We start from the raw sequence: 15,131 nt of genomic DNA, 5'->3' as shown, positions 1-15,131 counted from the left end.
TATGATAGGCTTAATATCAAGGTGTTATTTACTCAAAGAGTCATACATTTTAATTAATGACCACTCAGAAATATCACTTCATTTGGACATCTAAACATCTAGAGGTTGAAATTTCTAACTATCCGTTCATAATTAGCACTCTAATATGTATGCTCGGAGCCCGCTATGCCCATTACAGTAAAAGATGAATTGCCAGCTATTGCAAAGTTACGTCAGGAAAACGTGTTTGTAATGCCAAAAAGCCGTGCGAAAACGCAAGAGATTCGCCCAATGCGTTTGGCCATCTTAAACTTAATGCCAAACAAAGTAGAAACCGAGGTGCAGTTTATTCGCTTACTAGCTAACTCACCGCTACAAGTTAATGTTGAGCTGTTGCGCTTAGATACCCACCGCAGCAGTAGTAACTCTGAGCAGCACTTAGATACGTTTTATCGTTATTTTTCTGAGGTAAAAGACAATAACTACGATGCCATGATCATCACGGGTGCGCCGCTTGCACATTTAGAGTATGACGATGTTGTCTATTGGGATGAACTTAAAGTGATTTTAGACTGGGCTGAGCAGCATGTTACCTCTACGCTGTTTTCGTGTTGGGCGGCCCATGCGGGGCTTTATCACCACTATGGTCTTAAGCGTGAACTTAAACCAAATAAGTTAAGTGGTGTATTTACCCACAAAAGCTATTTTGACCACGCAGCACTCACCCGTGGCTTTGATGATACCTTTTTAGTGCCACACTCTCGCTATGGTCATATTGATATTGATAAGATCACTGCCTGTGATGATTTGGTGGTGTTAGCTGGTTCTGAGCGAGTTGGTGCCTATTTAATTAAGAATAAGTCTGGCAGCCAAGTGTATATTACAGGTCATCCAGAGTACGATGCGCATACCTTAAAAGAAGAGTACCTGCGTGATAGCGAGAAGTCTGCAGACGCACCTAAACCAGAAAATTATTTCCCAGATGATAACCCAGATAACGAACCATCGAAAACATGGCAAAGTCATGCCTTTTTATTGTTTTCGAATTGGTTAAACTATTATGTGTACCAAACTACACCGTATGATATTAACTTAGTTAGCCAAGACGTAAGGACTAACAACTATGCCGAGTAATGTAGTGAATAAACGCGAACAATTGACCGAGGCGCTGAAACAGCGAATTTTAATCCTCGATGGCGCGATGGGCACCATGATCCAAGAATATAAATTAGAAGAGCAAGACTATCGCGGTGAGCGCTTTAAAGACTGGCATGTACTTATTAAAGGCAATAATGACTTATTAAGCCTGACTCAGCCAAAGATCATTGCTGATATTCACCGTGCTTACTTAGAAGCCGGTGCCGATATCATCGAAACCAATACCTTTAATGCCACGACTATTTCGATGGAAGATTATGATATGGCGAGTCTTAGTCGCGAAATCAACCTCGAGTCAGCGAAACTTGCGCGCGGCGTGTGTGATGAGTTTGAAGCAAAAGATCCAAGTAAACCGCGTTATGTAGCGGGTGTGCTTGGGCCAACGTCAAAAACCTGCTCTATTTCACCAGATGTAAATGACCCTGGTTATCGCAATATCAATTTTGATAAGCTGGTGGCTGCGTATGTTGAGTCGACACTGGCACTGATGGAAGGTGGCGCAGACCTTATTTTGATTGAAACCATCTTTGATACGCTTAATGCAAAAGCCGCTTCGTTTGCCGTAGAAGAAGCTTTCGAGCAAGCTGGTCGTAGTTTGCCTGTGATGATCTCAGGCACCATTACCGATGCCTCTGGTCGTACTTTATCAGGACAAACCACCGAAGCATTTTATAACTCTATTCGCCATATTAAACCGCTCTCAATTGGCCTCAACTGCGCCCTTGGCCCAGACTTACTGCGCCAGTATGTTGAAGAGTTATCGCGTGTTTGTGAAACCTTTACCTCGGTGCATCCAAATGCAGGTTTACCGAACGAATTTGGTGAATATGATTTAGAAGCCCCTGAAATGGCTAAAGAAATTATCGATTGGGGCAAATCTGGCTTTATTAACATTGTAGGTGGTTGTTGTGGCACCACACCGGCTCATATTAAGGCGTTTGCGAAAGGCCTGAGTGGTGTTAAGCCTCGCCAACTGCCAGAGCTTGAAGTGCGTATGCGCTTATCGGGCCTTGAAGCGTGCAACTTAAACTAGGAAACCGACATGACTGACCAAATTGCTGTATTTACTAACGTCGGTGAGCGTACCAATGTAACTGGCTCGGCTAAGTTTAAGCGCTTGATCATGGAAGAAGATTACGAGACCGCTCTCGATGTTGCCCGTGAACAAGTAGAAAATGGCGCGCAAGTGATTGATATCAACATGGATGAAGCCATGTTGGACTCAAAAGCGGCGATGGTAAAATTTTTAAACTTAATTGCCTCAGAGCCTGATATCTCAAAAGTACCTATCATGGTCGACTCATCGAAATGGGATGTGATTGAAGCAGGCTTAAAGTGTATTCAAGGCAAAGCCATTGTTAACTCAATTTCACTAAAAGAAGGTGAAGAGCCATTCATCCGCCAAGCTAAACTAATTAAGCGCTTTGGCGCTGCTGCGGTTGTAATGGCGTTTGATGAAAAAGGGCAAGCTGAAACTGCTGATCGTAAGTTCGAGATTTGTCAGCGAAGCTACAAAATACTCGTTGATGATATTGGCTTTCCACCAGAAGACATTATTTTTGACCCGAACATTTTTGCTGTCGCAACGGGCATTGAAGAGCACGATAACTACGCTGTTGAGTTTATCGAAGGTACACGTCGAATCAAGCAAGGCTTACCGCATTGTAAAGTGTCGGGTGGTGTATCGAATGTGTCGTTCTCGTTCCGCGGCAACAACCCAGTGCGTGAAGCTATTCACTCAGTGTTTTTATACCACGCGATTAAAGCGGGTATGGATATGGGCATTGTAAATGCTGGCCAATTAGCGGTTTACGATGATATCCCCGAAGAGCTGCGAAAAGCTGTAGAAGATGTGATCCTCAATACCGACCCAGGTGCTGGTGAGCGACTTGTTGAACTTGCACCAAAATACTCAGGTATGGCGCAAGCAGAGAAAGTAGAAGATTTAGAGTGGCGTACTTGGCCTGTTGAAAAGCGCCTTGAACATGCGTTAGTAAAAGGCATTACCGAGTATATTGACGAAGATACTGAAGAGTGCCGTAAGAGCAAAGCTAAGCCTATCGAAGTGATTGAAGGCCCGCTGATGGACGGCATGAACGTAGTAGGTGACTTATTCGGTGCAGGTAAAATGTTCTTACCTCAGGTTGTTAAATCTGCTCGTGTAATGAAACGCGCCGTTGCCTATCTTGATCCTTTCATTGAAGCCGAAAAAGAAGAGGGCGCAACCAACGGTAAAGTGGTTATGGCAACCGTTAAGGGCGACGTACACGACATTGGTAAAAATATCGTAGGCGTTGTACTGCAGTGTAATAACTACGAGGTTATCGACCTTGGTGTGATGGTGCCGGCAGAGAAAATCTTGCAAACCGCCATTGACGAAAAAGCCGACATTATTGGTTTATCAGGGCTGATTACCCCATCGCTTGATGAAATGGTGCATGTTGCGAAAGAAATGACCCGTCGTGGTTTTGAATTACCGCTTTTGATTGGTGGTGCAACAACGTCAAAAGCGCATACCGCGGTTAAAATTGAACCTCAGTATGATAAAGGTGTGGTTTACGTAAATAACGCCAGCCGTGCTGTGGGTGTGGTTTCTAATTTACTGTCAAAAGAGTTAAAGCCAGCATTTTTAGAGAAAACCAAGACTGAGTATGAAAAAGTACGTGAACAACAAGCACGTAAAAAGCCGCGCTCAAAACCCGTTACTTTACAGCGTGCTCGCGACAACGCTGTAAAACTTGATTGGGACAACTACACACCACCTGTGCCGAAAAAGCTAGGTGTCACAGAGTTTAAAGATGTTTCGATTGCGACGTTAAGACAGTACATCGACTGGACACCTTATTTCATGACGTGGTCAATTGCAGGTAAGTACCCACGTATTCTTGAAGATGAAATTGTTGGCGAACAAGCTAAAAGCTTATTTGCTGATGCCAATGCAATGCTTGATGAACTTGAGCAATCAGGTGCGCTACAACCTCTTGGTGTAATTGGTTTATTCCCAGCAAACCGAGTAGGGGATGACATTGAGATTTACACCGATGAGTCGCGTACAACGCTTTTAACTACATCGTGTCATTTACGTCAGCAAACTGAAAAAACCGACTTTGCTAACTACTGCTTAGCCGATTATATCGCGCCAAAAGGCACCCCTGATTACTTTGGTGCGTTTGCGGTAACTGGTGGTCTTGAAGAGGATGACCTTGCCGATGCCTTCGATGCCAAGCAAGATGATTACAATAAGATCATGGTTAAAGCCGTTGCTGACCGTTTAGCAGAAGCGTTTGCTGAATATTTGCATGAACAAGTGCGTAAAGAATATTGGGGCTATGCGGTAGATGAAAATCTATCGAATGATGAACTTATTCGTGAAAACTACCAAGGTATTCGCCCAGCGCCAGGTTATCCTGCTTGTCCTGAGCATACCGAGAAGAAGAAAATCTGGCAGTTACTTGATACCGAACAGCGTATTGGCATGAAGCTAACCAGTTCATACGCAATGTGGCCGGGTGCTGCAGTTTCTGGTTGGTATTTCTCTCACCCTGAAGCGAAATACTACGCAGTGGCGCAAATTCAAAAAGATCAGGTTGAAGATTACGCTAAGCGTACCAACATGACACTTGCTGAAGCTGAGCGTTGGTTGTCGCCTAATTTGGGCTATGAACCAGAATAATAACCTTTAGTTATTAGCTTTTGTTTAAATAAAAAACGAGCCCCCAAATGGCTCGTTTTTTTATGCCCATTTTTTCATACTTTTTTCTTTTTAATTGCTTTAGTACTGGCAAATTCCTTCTAATTTAAATATTTGTGTTAAAGTTATTGAGGTTGAGCAAGGAATCTAAGGTGAAATTGTGATTGATACTGTGAATGCAAGCGAGAGAGATAAAGCGCGATTCTTACGCGTATTTGCATTTATTGGTGCAGTGACCTCTTTGTTGATGTCGGTCACAAGTTATCAAGATGGCTACATCGCATTAAGTTATTTATTAATTGTTGGCGTTGTTATTTTTGCTTTGCCTTTTTTAATAAAGGGGCGTGATCAATTTATCTCAGTACTCATGCTGTACGCACTTTATGCAATGATGTGCTTCTTAACTGTCTCGGGTGGCAGTAATGGCACAGGGCCTTTATGGCTATTTATTGTATCCCCAGTAACATTTTTTATTCGTGGCTTAAAGCGCGGAGCGTTCGATCTTATCCTGCTTGCCATTATTATCTCAGTGCTTTTCTATTTTACCGATCAATTTGGTTATTACAGTTATTCGAGTCATTACTTTCCAACGCGGGTCATGCTGTGCTTCTCTATTTTATGTATTTTGGGTGGCTTCTACGAATATTACCGCAACAAATACAGTTTAGAGTTAATGAAGCAACTTAAAATTAATCAAAAGCTTGCTCGCTATGATGCAATGACTGAACTGGTAAATCGTCGCTTTGCAACTGAGTGCTTACAAGATAAACGCTTTGGCGAAGGGGCTGTGTTCTTGCTGATGGATGTTGATAACTTTAAACAAATCAACGACACCTATGGTCATCAAGTGGGCGATGAGGTGCTAATATTTTTCTCTGATGTCTTTAAAGAAGTGTGCACAGAAGAAGATGTTATTTCCCGTTGGGGCGGCGAAGAGTTTTTAATTGTTATTCCTGCGGGGAATGAACAACGGGCCTACCAAGTTGCAGACAACATTCATAAAAAGCTCGCTGAAAAGCCATTCACTAGTGGTCAGCATCGTTTTCATGTCACCTTAAGTATTGGTTTATACCAACGCGTGCCAGATGAGAGTGTTGATCACTGCTTAAACATTGCTGATAAGCGACTTTACCGTGCTAAATCGCAAGGTAAAAATCAAACGGTTGCTGAAGTTGATTTAGCAAAGCATGAGCCTGCTTGATAAATAAAGCCGCAATTAGCGGCTTTATTTATTGCTCAAATTAATGGCTTTTTTCAAAGTCGCTGACTTCACGCTCAGCTTCTTCTTTCGATTTACCGTATTTTTGCTGGATTTTACCAACAAGCTCTTTACGGCTACCCTCAATCACATCTAAATCACCATCAGTAAGTTCGCCCCATTTACGTTGCGCTTTACCTTTAAGTTCTTTCCAATTACCTTCTAAACGATCGCTGTTCATCATAATCTCCTTACTTTGTTAAACATTCGTGTTAGTAGGAGCAATCGTTATGCCACTCCAACCTTGTAAGTAAATAATTGATATTATTGGTTTTTAATTTTTTGTGTTAGGTGATGGAGTTATCTAATTGCAATTTGTACCTGTTTAAAGGTTGAAGCGTGTAATTATTTCATGCAATTTAAGGCTACTCATCCCTGCCTGTAATTTTTTGATACAATGCGCGAAAAGAAAGTAAGAGATACCTAACGTGCTGCCAGTTGAAGATATTTATCAATCCCTATTAACAACATTACAGAGTAACCCTATGGCCTTATTGCAAGCGCCACCGGGAGCGGGTAAATCAACATGGCTACCTCTTACCTTAATGCGCGAAGGGCACTTTAAACGCATTGTTATGTTGGAGCCAAGACGACTCGCCGCACGCAATATTGCTCAGTACTTGGCAAGTCAGCAAAATGAAAAAGTTGGCGACAGTGTTGGCTTACGTATTCGTGGCGAATCAAAAGTAAGCTCCATAACAAAACTCGAAATTGTCACCGAAGGCATGCTGACGCGTATGTTGCAAAATGATCCAGAGCTTAGTGATGTTGATTTACTTATATTTGATGAATTTCATGAGCGCTCAATTGCCGCAGATACGGCTTTGGCATTTGCCCTCGAAACACAGGCTGCACTTCGCGATGATTTAAAAATCTTACTGATGTCGGCAACCTTAGACGGCGAGCGTTACAGTGAGTTTTTTAGCTGTCCTATTATCTCATCACAAGGGCGAAGCTACCCCATTGATGAAGTGTACATTCCACTTAAAGACGAAAGCCGCTGGCTCGATGACATACCTGCAGTTATAAAACAAGCGCTTAGTGAGCAAACGGGCAGTGCTTTAGTATTCTTACCAGGGCAGCGTGAAATCATTCGGGTTCAGCAGTCTCTAAACGATTTAGGTGATAATGTTGAGATATTTAGCTTGTATGGTGAGCAAAATAAAAATGAGCAACAAGCTGCTATTGCGCCTGCTAAAAATGGCAAACGTAAAGTGGTATTAACCACCAATGTGGCTGAAACCAGTTTGACCATTGAAGGAATACGCATTGTGGTTGATAGCGGTAAACGTCGTGCTGCCAGTTTTAATTTAAAAACGGGTGTGACAGAGCTTGTTACGCAAAGTATCTCTCGTTCTTCAGCCATACAGCGCGCTGGTCGTGCTGGGCGCATTGAGCCGGGGGTTGTGTATCGGTTAGGCTCTAAGCAAACCTTTGAGCGCCGCAACAGCCATGATGCGCCAGAAATTCTGACCAGTGATATTAGTCAGTTGTTATTAGAGGCAAAGCAGTGGGGGGCATCACTTGCTGAGCTTAGCTTGCTCGATCCACCAAGTAGCCAGCAGGTTAAACAGGCAACGGCACTTTTGAAAATGCTCGAAGCCATTGATGAAAATGAAAAGCTTACTTCGCTTGGCAGCCAAATGCTGAGCTATGGAGCCGATATTCGCCTCTCGCATATGCTCATTAAGGCAAAGCAACTAGAGCAGCGCATGCCTGGTATTTATGTATTAGCGGGGTATTTAACGGCACTGCTTGAAAGCCGAATTAGTATGCCAGCTGATCTTAATTTGGCATTGCATAGCCAGCACAGCAAACCTCACCCAGTATTTAAGCAGCAATTAAATTATTGGCTATCACGCTTGCAACTCAAGCCGGTTAATGAGCTTAAAACAGAGTACTTGTCGCTGCTGGTGGCGCTTGCTTTTCCTGACCGCCTAGCCAAAAAGCGCGGGAATGGTTATTTACTTGCCAACGGTGCGGGCGCCGACTTAAGCGAGGAGTTTTGGCATAACGATGATTATATTGCCATTGCGCATATGGGCGGCCACAAGGGAAACCGTGTTTTTGCTGCTGTTGCCTTTATGCCAAGTGAGCTTGAAGATGAGCTTTCGCATTTATTTACTGAGCAAACTCGCTGCGAATACGATGAAAAAGCAGGGCGATTTGTCCATCAAGATGAGCTTAAGCTCGGTGCTATCACCATAGCGAGTCAGCCAAGTAAACACCCCCTAGATAAGAGCGAGCGCACTAAAGCGTGGTTAAATTTATTTAGTAAGCAGGGCTTTTCGCTATTTAATGATCAGCCTGACAGTGAGCAGTTACTTATTCGAATGATCTTGGCAAGTAAGCTGTTACCAGAATCATTCCCACTTTTAAATCATGATGAATTAATTGCCGATAACCAATGGCTTGCACCTTATTTGGATGATATTAAAAACCTTGAGCAATTAAAAAAGTTCAATTACAACGAAGCGATCAAAAGCTGTTTTGATTGGCAGCAGCAAAGCCTATTGAATGAACACCTGCCCTTACGATTAACTGTGCCAAGTGGTTCAAATGTAAAAGTGACCTATCAGCTCGATGGCCCAGCAAAGCTCAGTGTGCGCATGCAAGAAGTGTATGGCATGACCAGCACGCCTTTGCTGGCTCAAGGTAAACTGCCATTATTAATGGAGCTATTATCACCAGCGCGGCGACCGCTGCAGCTAACCCAAGACTTAGCTAACTTTTGGCAAACGAGTTACCGCGATGTGCAAAAAGAAATGAAAGGGCGTTATCCAAAACATTTTTGGCCAGACGACCCCGCAACTAGTCAAGCGACTAATAAAGTAAAAAGTAAGATGTGATTTTAATGAAGTAAGTGATTAAGTTTGCAGTACTTTGGGTTGGTCTTAAGCGATTGCTTCCAGCCCTTTTTGCTCTGCCAGAGTGAGCATTTTCAATGCTGCTCCTCTTGGTGAGCTATCACCTTGCTCCCATTTTTTAACTAACTTGTCACTGACATTTAAGTATTGAGCAAAGACCGGTTGAGAGAGGTTGTACTTCAGTCTTAAATTACGAACTTGTTCGGGGGTAAATTCATGAACATTTGTAAGGCACAATGCGTCAAATTTACGCATAGTCGTTTTGTCTATAACTCCAGACTTTTTTAATCCACTCGCTGTTTTGTGAACTGACTTTAATATGTCACTCATGATCATCACCTACAATTAAAAGTTCGCCATCATCGACTAGTTGCTCAAGTTCACTTTGGGAAAAACGAATAAACTCTTTTGCTAACTCTTTTAATGCTAACTTTTCTCTAGCATTTATATTAGCCCTAACGTTTTTAGCAAACGCGTAAAGAAAGAAATATTTATCACCAATTACAGCCCCGACGATAGTTCTATAACCCGCTCTTTTTCCTTTACTGCCCATGGCTACGCGCTTTTTATAAACATTACCACCTAGGTCTGCATCGTAAAGGCCTGCTGACATCTCTTTGCAAGCGTTTATTAAATCAATATCAGACAAACTTTCTTTTTTCGTGCGCGAAACAAAATCCTTTGTTTTATAAATCATAGTATACTCCATTAGGGTACACTTTCAATGTTCCACTCAGTAGCAAATCAATGATAATGGAGTTTTCATTGGTGTCCCTCTAATGTTGATAGCAGAAGTAATGGGTGATTACCAGCTATCTATCTGAGCAAAACCAATACGAATAAAATAAACCGTTACAATTTCTAGCCTTGTTTTGGTTTCTCTTTTGTTGGCTGTTTAGTAGTCTAATTGACTCATTAATAAAAAGAGAAAGCCGGTGTCTGAAGCTATTACCCTTGCTCAATACGTTAAAAAACGTACAGGTGTGCCTCTTGGGCATAAAGATTCGTTGCGCAATATGCTGACACGCTCGCTGGGTGCTAGCTCGTTTTATCTGTTTTGGCGATATTGGAATCCGGTGTGGAGCTATTATCTATCTCGTTATGTGATGAAGCCTTGCAATGACATTATGCCGGTTTGGTGTGCGGTTGTTGTTACTTTTGCTGTCAGTGGTGCGCTGCACGATTTAGCAGTGAGTTTAGTGAAGTTAAAGCCACTATTCTTTTTTACTCCTTGGTTTACTGTGATGGGCGCTTTGGTATTAGTAAGCAAGTACAGCCAAATACAGTTTAGCTCTGCTCCATGGTTGTTAAGAGCGCTCGCCAACATCAGCTTTATTGTATTGAGCTATTGGTTGACGAGCCACCTTTTTTAGCGCGTTTTTACGTTGCTAAAGGGTAGTCAGTGTAGCCTTTAGCACCGCCTCCAAATAGGGTATCTGGATCATGCTGAGCCAGTTTAATGCCTTGTTCAATGCGCGCTGGCAGATCTGGGTTGGCAACAAACGGGCGACCAAAACCAATTAAATCAGCCCAGCCTGCGGCCAATGCTTGCTCTGCTTTCTCGCCAGTGTATTTGCCTGCATAAATCATTAATCCGGCATAGTTTTCACGCAGAGCTTGCTTAAAACTTTGCTCCATTAAAGGCGCATCATCCCAATCAGCTTCTGCAATGTGCAGATAAGCAACGTTAAGGTCATTGAGTACTTTTGCTGCGCCAATATAGGTTTCGAACGGGTTATCATCGACCGTCCCATTAAGGGTTGTGAGTGGAGCAAGGCGAACGCCAACACGCTCAGCGCCAATTTCATCACATACCGCTTGTGCCACTTGTTGTAAAAAGCGTAAGCGGTTTTCTAAACTGCCGCCGTATTCATCAGTGCGTTGGTTCGACTCTGAATCAATAAATTGATTAATTAAGTAACCATTGGCAGCGTGAAGTTCAATACCATCAAACCCTGCATCTACAGCATTACGGGCAGCTTGACGGTATTCGTTTATAACCTGTTTGATGTCGTCATGGCTCATTGCTCGTGGCTGTGCTGTGGCAACAAAATCGGGTTTGTCATCTTCATCAATAAAAACTTTAACGTCTTTAGCTGCAATCGCTGATGGCGCAATTGGTTGCTCGCCACCTGTGTTACTTGGGTGAGATACTCGGCCAACATGCCAAAGCTGGGCAAACATAATGCCACCAGCTTGATGAACTTTGTCGGTTACTTTTTTCCAGCCAGCAATTTGCTCGGCAGTATAAATACCCGGTGTCCAAGCATAACCCTTTCCTAGGGCTGATATTTGTGTACCTTCGCTAATAATTAAGCCGGCGCTGGCACGCTGTGCATAGTAGTCGGCCATTAACTCATTGGCGATATCACCCGGTTGTGATGAGCGAGAGCGGGTCATCGGTGGCATAACAATGCGGTTTTTTAGTGTGTGACCGGCAAGTTGTACAGTATCGAATAATTTGTTCATTACGGCTCCTTGAAAGCGAATATGCTTTCAGCATAACGAAAATTATTTATGAAATTAATGCCAGTAATCACAAAACACTTTTGTTAAAAATGCAAAAAACTACAGCGTTAACCTGGGTGCTATAAAGTCTAAAAACGCTAATACTCGTGATGACACACCGCTGTTTTGATAATACACCGCATGCACTTTTTCGCGGCGATTAGGGCTTAGTACTTCGCCTTCGAGCACTTTTACTAAACGGCCTGCTTTTAAATCTTCGTTGATCATAAATTCCGACAACAAGGTAATGCCGTGACCTTGAATACAAAGCTGGCGCACAGTTTCACCACTTGATGCACTGATTGAAAATTTTAGGTCTAAAGGCGTGGTTAGCGGCCAGTGATTTAAATGCGGCGCATCGGTAAAACCAATAAGCTGGTGCGAGGCTAAGTCGGTTAGCTCGTTTAATGGCGGTGCCGCTTTTAAATAATCAGGGCTGGCAACGAGCTGTAGTTTGCTAACTCCCAAAGTGCGCGCATGCAAGTTTGAGTCAGCAAGCTCGCCAATACGAATAGCAATATCGGTTTTATGCTCAAGTAAATCGATAATGTTGTCGTGGCTGGTGATCTCAAGTTTTATGTCAGGATAAGCTTGGTTAAAGGCTTTTAAGTGTGGTGCTAATTGGTGAAACACAAAAGGACTTGCAGCATCGACTCTTAATTTTCCTGATGGGGCGCAGTGTAGAAGCTTTAAGGCTTCTTCGCCTTGTGCAAGCTGACTCAGTGCTTCTCTAGCATAGCCTAAAAATAACTGACCTTCTTCGGTCAGCTCAATGCGCCTTGTGGTGCGGTTGAATAAGGTAACGTTTAAGGATTTTTCGAGCCGAGTTACCGCCCGTGATATTTTTGCAACTTGCTCATCTAAGGCATTGGCTGCACTTGAGAACCCGCCGGTGTCAACCACGCTAATAAATGCTTCTAAATCTTGGGTGTTGGAGATCACGCTCATGGTTTTACCTTTTCATTTTTGACAAAAGTATTTTGTAACTACTGCTATTTTTTGCAAATTTAATTTTAGCCACAATAGCCGCACTTTCAAAATTAAACAGAGGATATGTGATGCCAATAGCATTACTTGCGTTAACTCTCAGTGCGTTTGCCATAGGCACCACTGAGTTTGTGATTGTCGGCTTAGTGCCAACTATCGCTGATGATTTAGCGGTTTCGTTACCGAGTGCCGGGCTACTTGTAAGCTTGTACGCATTAGGTGTTGCGGTGGGGGCGCCAGTATTAACTGCGCTTACCGGACGCTGGAATCGAAAACATGTACTACTTAGCTTAATGAGCCTATTTGTAATCGGTAATTTACTGGCTTGGCAAGCACCTAGTTATGGCAGTTTGATCACAGCAAGGATTCTAACTGGCCTTGCCCATGGGGTATTTTTCTCAATTGGTTCAACCATCGCAACAGGGCTTGTCAGTAAAGATAAAGAAGCCAGTGCTATTGCGATTATGTTTACAGGTTTAACGGTTGCATTGGTAACCGGTGTGCCATTAGGGACTTGGATTGGTCAGCACTTTGGTTGGCGAGCGACCTTTTTAGTGGTGTCTTTACTGGGCTTAATTGCACTCATTGGTAGCGCATTTTTAATTCCGAGCAACTTAAAGCAAAGTAAACCGGCTACTTTGAGTGAGCAATTAAAAGTAATGGTGCAACCTAGGCTTTTACTGGTGTATTTGATGACCATACTTGGTTATGGCGGCACATTTACTGCTTTTACCTATTTAGCGCCCATTTTAGAGCAGCAAACTGGATTTGCATCAGCCACTATTAGCTTAATCATGCTGGTATATGGGGTATCGGTTGCTGTTGGTAACATCTACGGCGGTAAGTTAGCCGATAAAAAAGGCCCCATTAGTGCGCTGACAATTATCTTTAGTGCTTTGAGTATTGTGCTGTTGGTGCTGACCTTTACCATGCAATCTAAAGTGGCTGCGGTACTGACCATACTCGTTTGGGGGGCATTTGCGTTTGGTAATGTGCCTGGGCTACAAGTTTATGTGGTTAAACTTGCCGAAAAGTTTACACCCAATGCCGTCGATGTGGCCTCTGGGTTAAACATTGCTGCGTTTAATATCGGTATTGCGCTGGGCTCAGTGTTAGGTGGCATTGTCGTGGAAAACTACTCATTGCAAGACACTGCTTGGATTGGCGCTATCATCAGTTTAGCGGCGCTAATTGCAACACGATACAGCGGTTATTTAGATAAACGCGAGACCCCAAAGCCACAAACAGCTTAAAACTAAATTGTTGATAGTTCGGTGCTTTGTCGTTATTTTAGGTTTGTAGTTTGATTATTAGTCATTAACTAAAACCACAAGGAATAACGATGAAGCCCCTTTATTTTCTAGCTATTTGCTTGCTAAGCACATTTAGCAGCCAAGCAAAGCAAGCTAACCCAGAGCTCACAGCATTAGCACAGCAGTACTTTAATACCATGGTTGCAACACAAGCACCTAATGCGACTAAAAAAGAGTTAGAAGCTTTTTTAGCTTTATTAACTGACGATGTAGCAAATCAACACTTACCTTATCAAACCGATGATTCAAGAGAACCAGATGGTAAAGCCATGATGCGTAAAGGCATGACTTTTTACCTTGGTGCGCACACTGAATACCAAGCAAATTTACTCGATACCTTTATTTTTAATGATTCTGCCATTGCCTTACGTTATACCCATCATGCTAAAGGCATACACCCACAAAACCAGCAAGAAATTGAATACACGCAAACCATTATGGATGTGCTCGAAATAGAAGATGGCAAAATAGCGGTTATTCGTAAATACCACGAATGAACTTTGCTTTAACACGAGCGCTTTTATAAGCGCTTTTTTATTAAAAATACCCCCGCAATAAATTTTCTATTGTTTCCGCATTTCAGCCTAAATTAATACTTTTAGGCTTTATTTTGAATAAATTTAAAACTTTTTTATATATCGAATAATAAACGTAAGAACAGTGGGTTAGCTTAATTTACGAGTGTAGCTTTGCGGCTGTTTACAATTTGTCAACCTTGAATTGCCATGCTGATTACCTTAACCTTTATTTTAATTGAACGCTCAATCAATAAAAAATTATGCCGAAAGTTGGAATGGAACCTGTTCGTCGTCAGCAGTTAATTGACGCCACAATAGAGTCGGTTGCAGAGCTTGGTTTGCAAGGCACCACCATAAATAGCATTAGTAAAAAGGCAGGCTTATCGTCTGGCATTATCAGTCATTATTTTGGTGGCAAGCAGGGCTTAATTGAAGCCACTGTGCGTTATTTATTGACCAGCTTAAAGCAAGCTCTGATGAATCAAGTAACGCCGCAAACTAGCCCAGAGCAACGATTAATGTTTATCGTTGAAGCAAACTTTTCGCGCATTCAGCAGCAAAGCAATAACACCAAAACTTGGTTGAGCTTTTGGGCGCATTCAATGCACGACGCCCAGTTGCATCGCTTACAAAACGTAAATAGTAAACGTTTATTTAGTAATTTATTAAGCTCATTCAAACAGTTAATGAGCGATAGCGATGCCAACTTAGCTGCTGAGTTAAGTGCAGCCATGATCGATGGTTTATGGCTAAGAGCCGTATTAAGTAAGTCAGACCATGATCAATTCGAACATTGTGAGCAATTAGTAAAAGACTACATTCGTTCACTGATAAAACAGTATGGAGCCTAAA

At 42.6% G+C, this 15,131-nt stretch carries 14 protein-coding genes; 9 read left to right on the top strand and 5 right to left on the bottom strand.

Annotated features, from left to right (window positions below; translation table 11 throughout):
• Positions 1-165 precede the first annotated feature (165 nt).
• The 4 genes from metA (at position 166) to ACSFVZ_RS11365 (ending at position 6,029) form a co-directional block, all read left to right on the top strand.
• Positions 166-1,113 carry a homoserine O-acetyltransferase MetA gene (gene metA / locus ACSFVZ_RS11380; RefSeq protein WP_135923752.1) on the top strand — a complete coding sequence of 316 codons (948 nt, stop codon included), beginning with the start codon at positions 166-168 and terminating at the stop codon, positions 1,111-1,113.
• A complete protein-coding gene (locus ACSFVZ_RS11375) occupies positions 1,103-2,170 on the top strand; it encodes a homocysteine S-methyltransferase family protein (protein WP_435558889.1) in 1,068 nt (355 codons plus the stop codon). Before metA ends, ACSFVZ_RS11375 begins: the two co-directional genes overlap by 11 nt.
• Before the next feature lie 9 nt (positions 2,171-2,179).
• Complete coding sequence (metH, locus tag ACSFVZ_RS11370) at positions 2,180-4,810, top strand: methionine synthase (RefSeq protein WP_435558888.1); 2,631 nt, start codon at positions 2,180-2,182, stop codon at positions 4,808-4,810.
• 178 nt (positions 4,811-4,988) lie between these two features.
• Entirely contained in the window at positions 4,989-6,029 is a 1,041-nt protein-coding gene (locus ACSFVZ_RS11365; RefSeq protein ID WP_435558887.1) for a GGDEF domain-containing protein, read from the top strand.
• A 40-nt stretch (positions 6,030-6,069) separates the two neighbouring features.
• On the opposite strand, the gene ACSFVZ_RS11360 is transcribed toward ACSFVZ_RS11365, so the two are convergent.
• Complete coding sequence (locus tag ACSFVZ_RS11360) at positions 6,070-6,267, bottom strand: CsbD family protein (protein WP_135926245.1); 198 nt, start codon at positions 6,265-6,267, stop codon at positions 6,070-6,072.
• A gap of 247 nt (positions 6,268-6,514) precedes the next feature.
• Here ACSFVZ_RS11360 and hrpB point away from each other — a divergent pair, with 247 nt between their 5' ends.
• A complete protein-coding gene (gene hrpB, locus ACSFVZ_RS11355) occupies positions 6,515-8,935 on the top strand; it encodes an ATP-dependent helicase HrpB (protein ID WP_435558886.1) in 2,421 nt (806 codons plus the stop codon).
• A 45-nt stretch (positions 8,936-8,980) separates the two neighbouring features.
• On the opposite strand, the gene ACSFVZ_RS11350 is transcribed toward hrpB, so the two are convergent.
• The gene (locus ACSFVZ_RS11350) at positions 8,981-9,283 is read right to left on the bottom strand and encodes a helix-turn-helix domain-containing protein (protein ID WP_135923757.1); all 303 of its coding nucleotides are present in this window, start codon (positions 9,281-9,283) and stop codon (positions 8,981-8,983) included.
• Entirely contained in the window at positions 9,276-9,650 is a 375-nt protein-coding gene (locus tag ACSFVZ_RS11345) for a type II toxin-antitoxin system RelE/ParE family toxin (protein WP_135923758.1), read from the bottom strand. The genes ACSFVZ_RS11350 and ACSFVZ_RS11345 overlap by 8 nt, the downstream gene beginning before the upstream one ends.
• Positions 9,651-9,888: 238 nt before the next feature.
• Here ACSFVZ_RS11345 and ACSFVZ_RS11340 point away from each other — a divergent pair, with 238 nt between their 5' ends.
• Positions 9,889-10,326 carry a membrane-bound O-acyltransferase family protein gene (locus ACSFVZ_RS11340; RefSeq protein ID WP_435558884.1) on the top strand — a complete coding sequence of 146 codons (438 nt, stop codon included), beginning with the start codon at positions 9,889-9,891 and terminating at the stop codon, positions 10,324-10,326.
• Positions 10,327-10,333: 7 nt separating this feature from the next.
• Here the strand turns inward: ACSFVZ_RS11340 and ACSFVZ_RS11335 are convergent, their stop codons facing one another.
• Positions 10,334-11,422, bottom strand: coding sequence for an alkene reductase (locus tag ACSFVZ_RS11335; RefSeq protein WP_138557296.1), 1,089 nt, complete (start codon positions 11,420-11,422; stop codon positions 10,334-10,336).
• A gap of 99 nt (positions 11,423-11,521) precedes the next feature.
• On the bottom strand, positions 11,522-12,409 hold the full coding sequence (locus ACSFVZ_RS11330; RefSeq protein WP_105175293.1) for a LysR substrate-binding domain-containing protein: 888 nt from the start codon (positions 12,407-12,409) through the stop codon (positions 11,522-11,524).
• Between the two features lie 110 nt (positions 12,410-12,519).
• Here ACSFVZ_RS11330 and ACSFVZ_RS11325 point away from each other — a divergent pair, with 110 nt between their 5' ends.
• From ACSFVZ_RS11325 to betI, 3 genes are all read left to right on the top strand, one after another.
• Positions 12,520-13,701 (top strand): MFS transporter, encoded by a 1,182-nt coding sequence (locus tag ACSFVZ_RS11325; RefSeq protein ID WP_435558883.1) that lies wholly within the window; start codon positions 12,520-12,522, stop codon positions 13,699-13,701.
• An 89-nt stretch (positions 13,702-13,790) separates the two neighbouring features.
• Positions 13,791-14,258: a nuclear transport factor 2 family protein gene (locus ACSFVZ_RS11320; RefSeq protein WP_105181405.1), complete on the top strand. Its 468-nt coding sequence runs from the start codon at positions 13,791-13,793 to the stop codon at positions 14,256-14,258.
• A gap of 281 nt (positions 14,259-14,539) precedes the next feature.
• Positions 14,540-15,130, top strand: a complete 591-nt coding sequence (gene betI, locus ACSFVZ_RS11315) for a transcriptional regulator BetI (protein ID WP_435558882.1) — start codon at positions 14,540-14,542, stop codon at positions 15,128-15,130.
• Position 15,131: the final 1 nt, after the last annotated feature.

Source organism: Pseudoalteromonas nanhaiensis, from assembly GCF_051235485.1.
GTDB classification, from domain to species: Bacteria; Pseudomonadota; Gammaproteobacteria; order Enterobacterales; family Alteromonadaceae; genus Pseudoalteromonas; species Pseudoalteromonas lipolytica_C.
The sequence above is the reverse complement of the archived record's forward strand: the minus strand, read 5'-3'. Positions and strand labels throughout refer to the sequence as shown.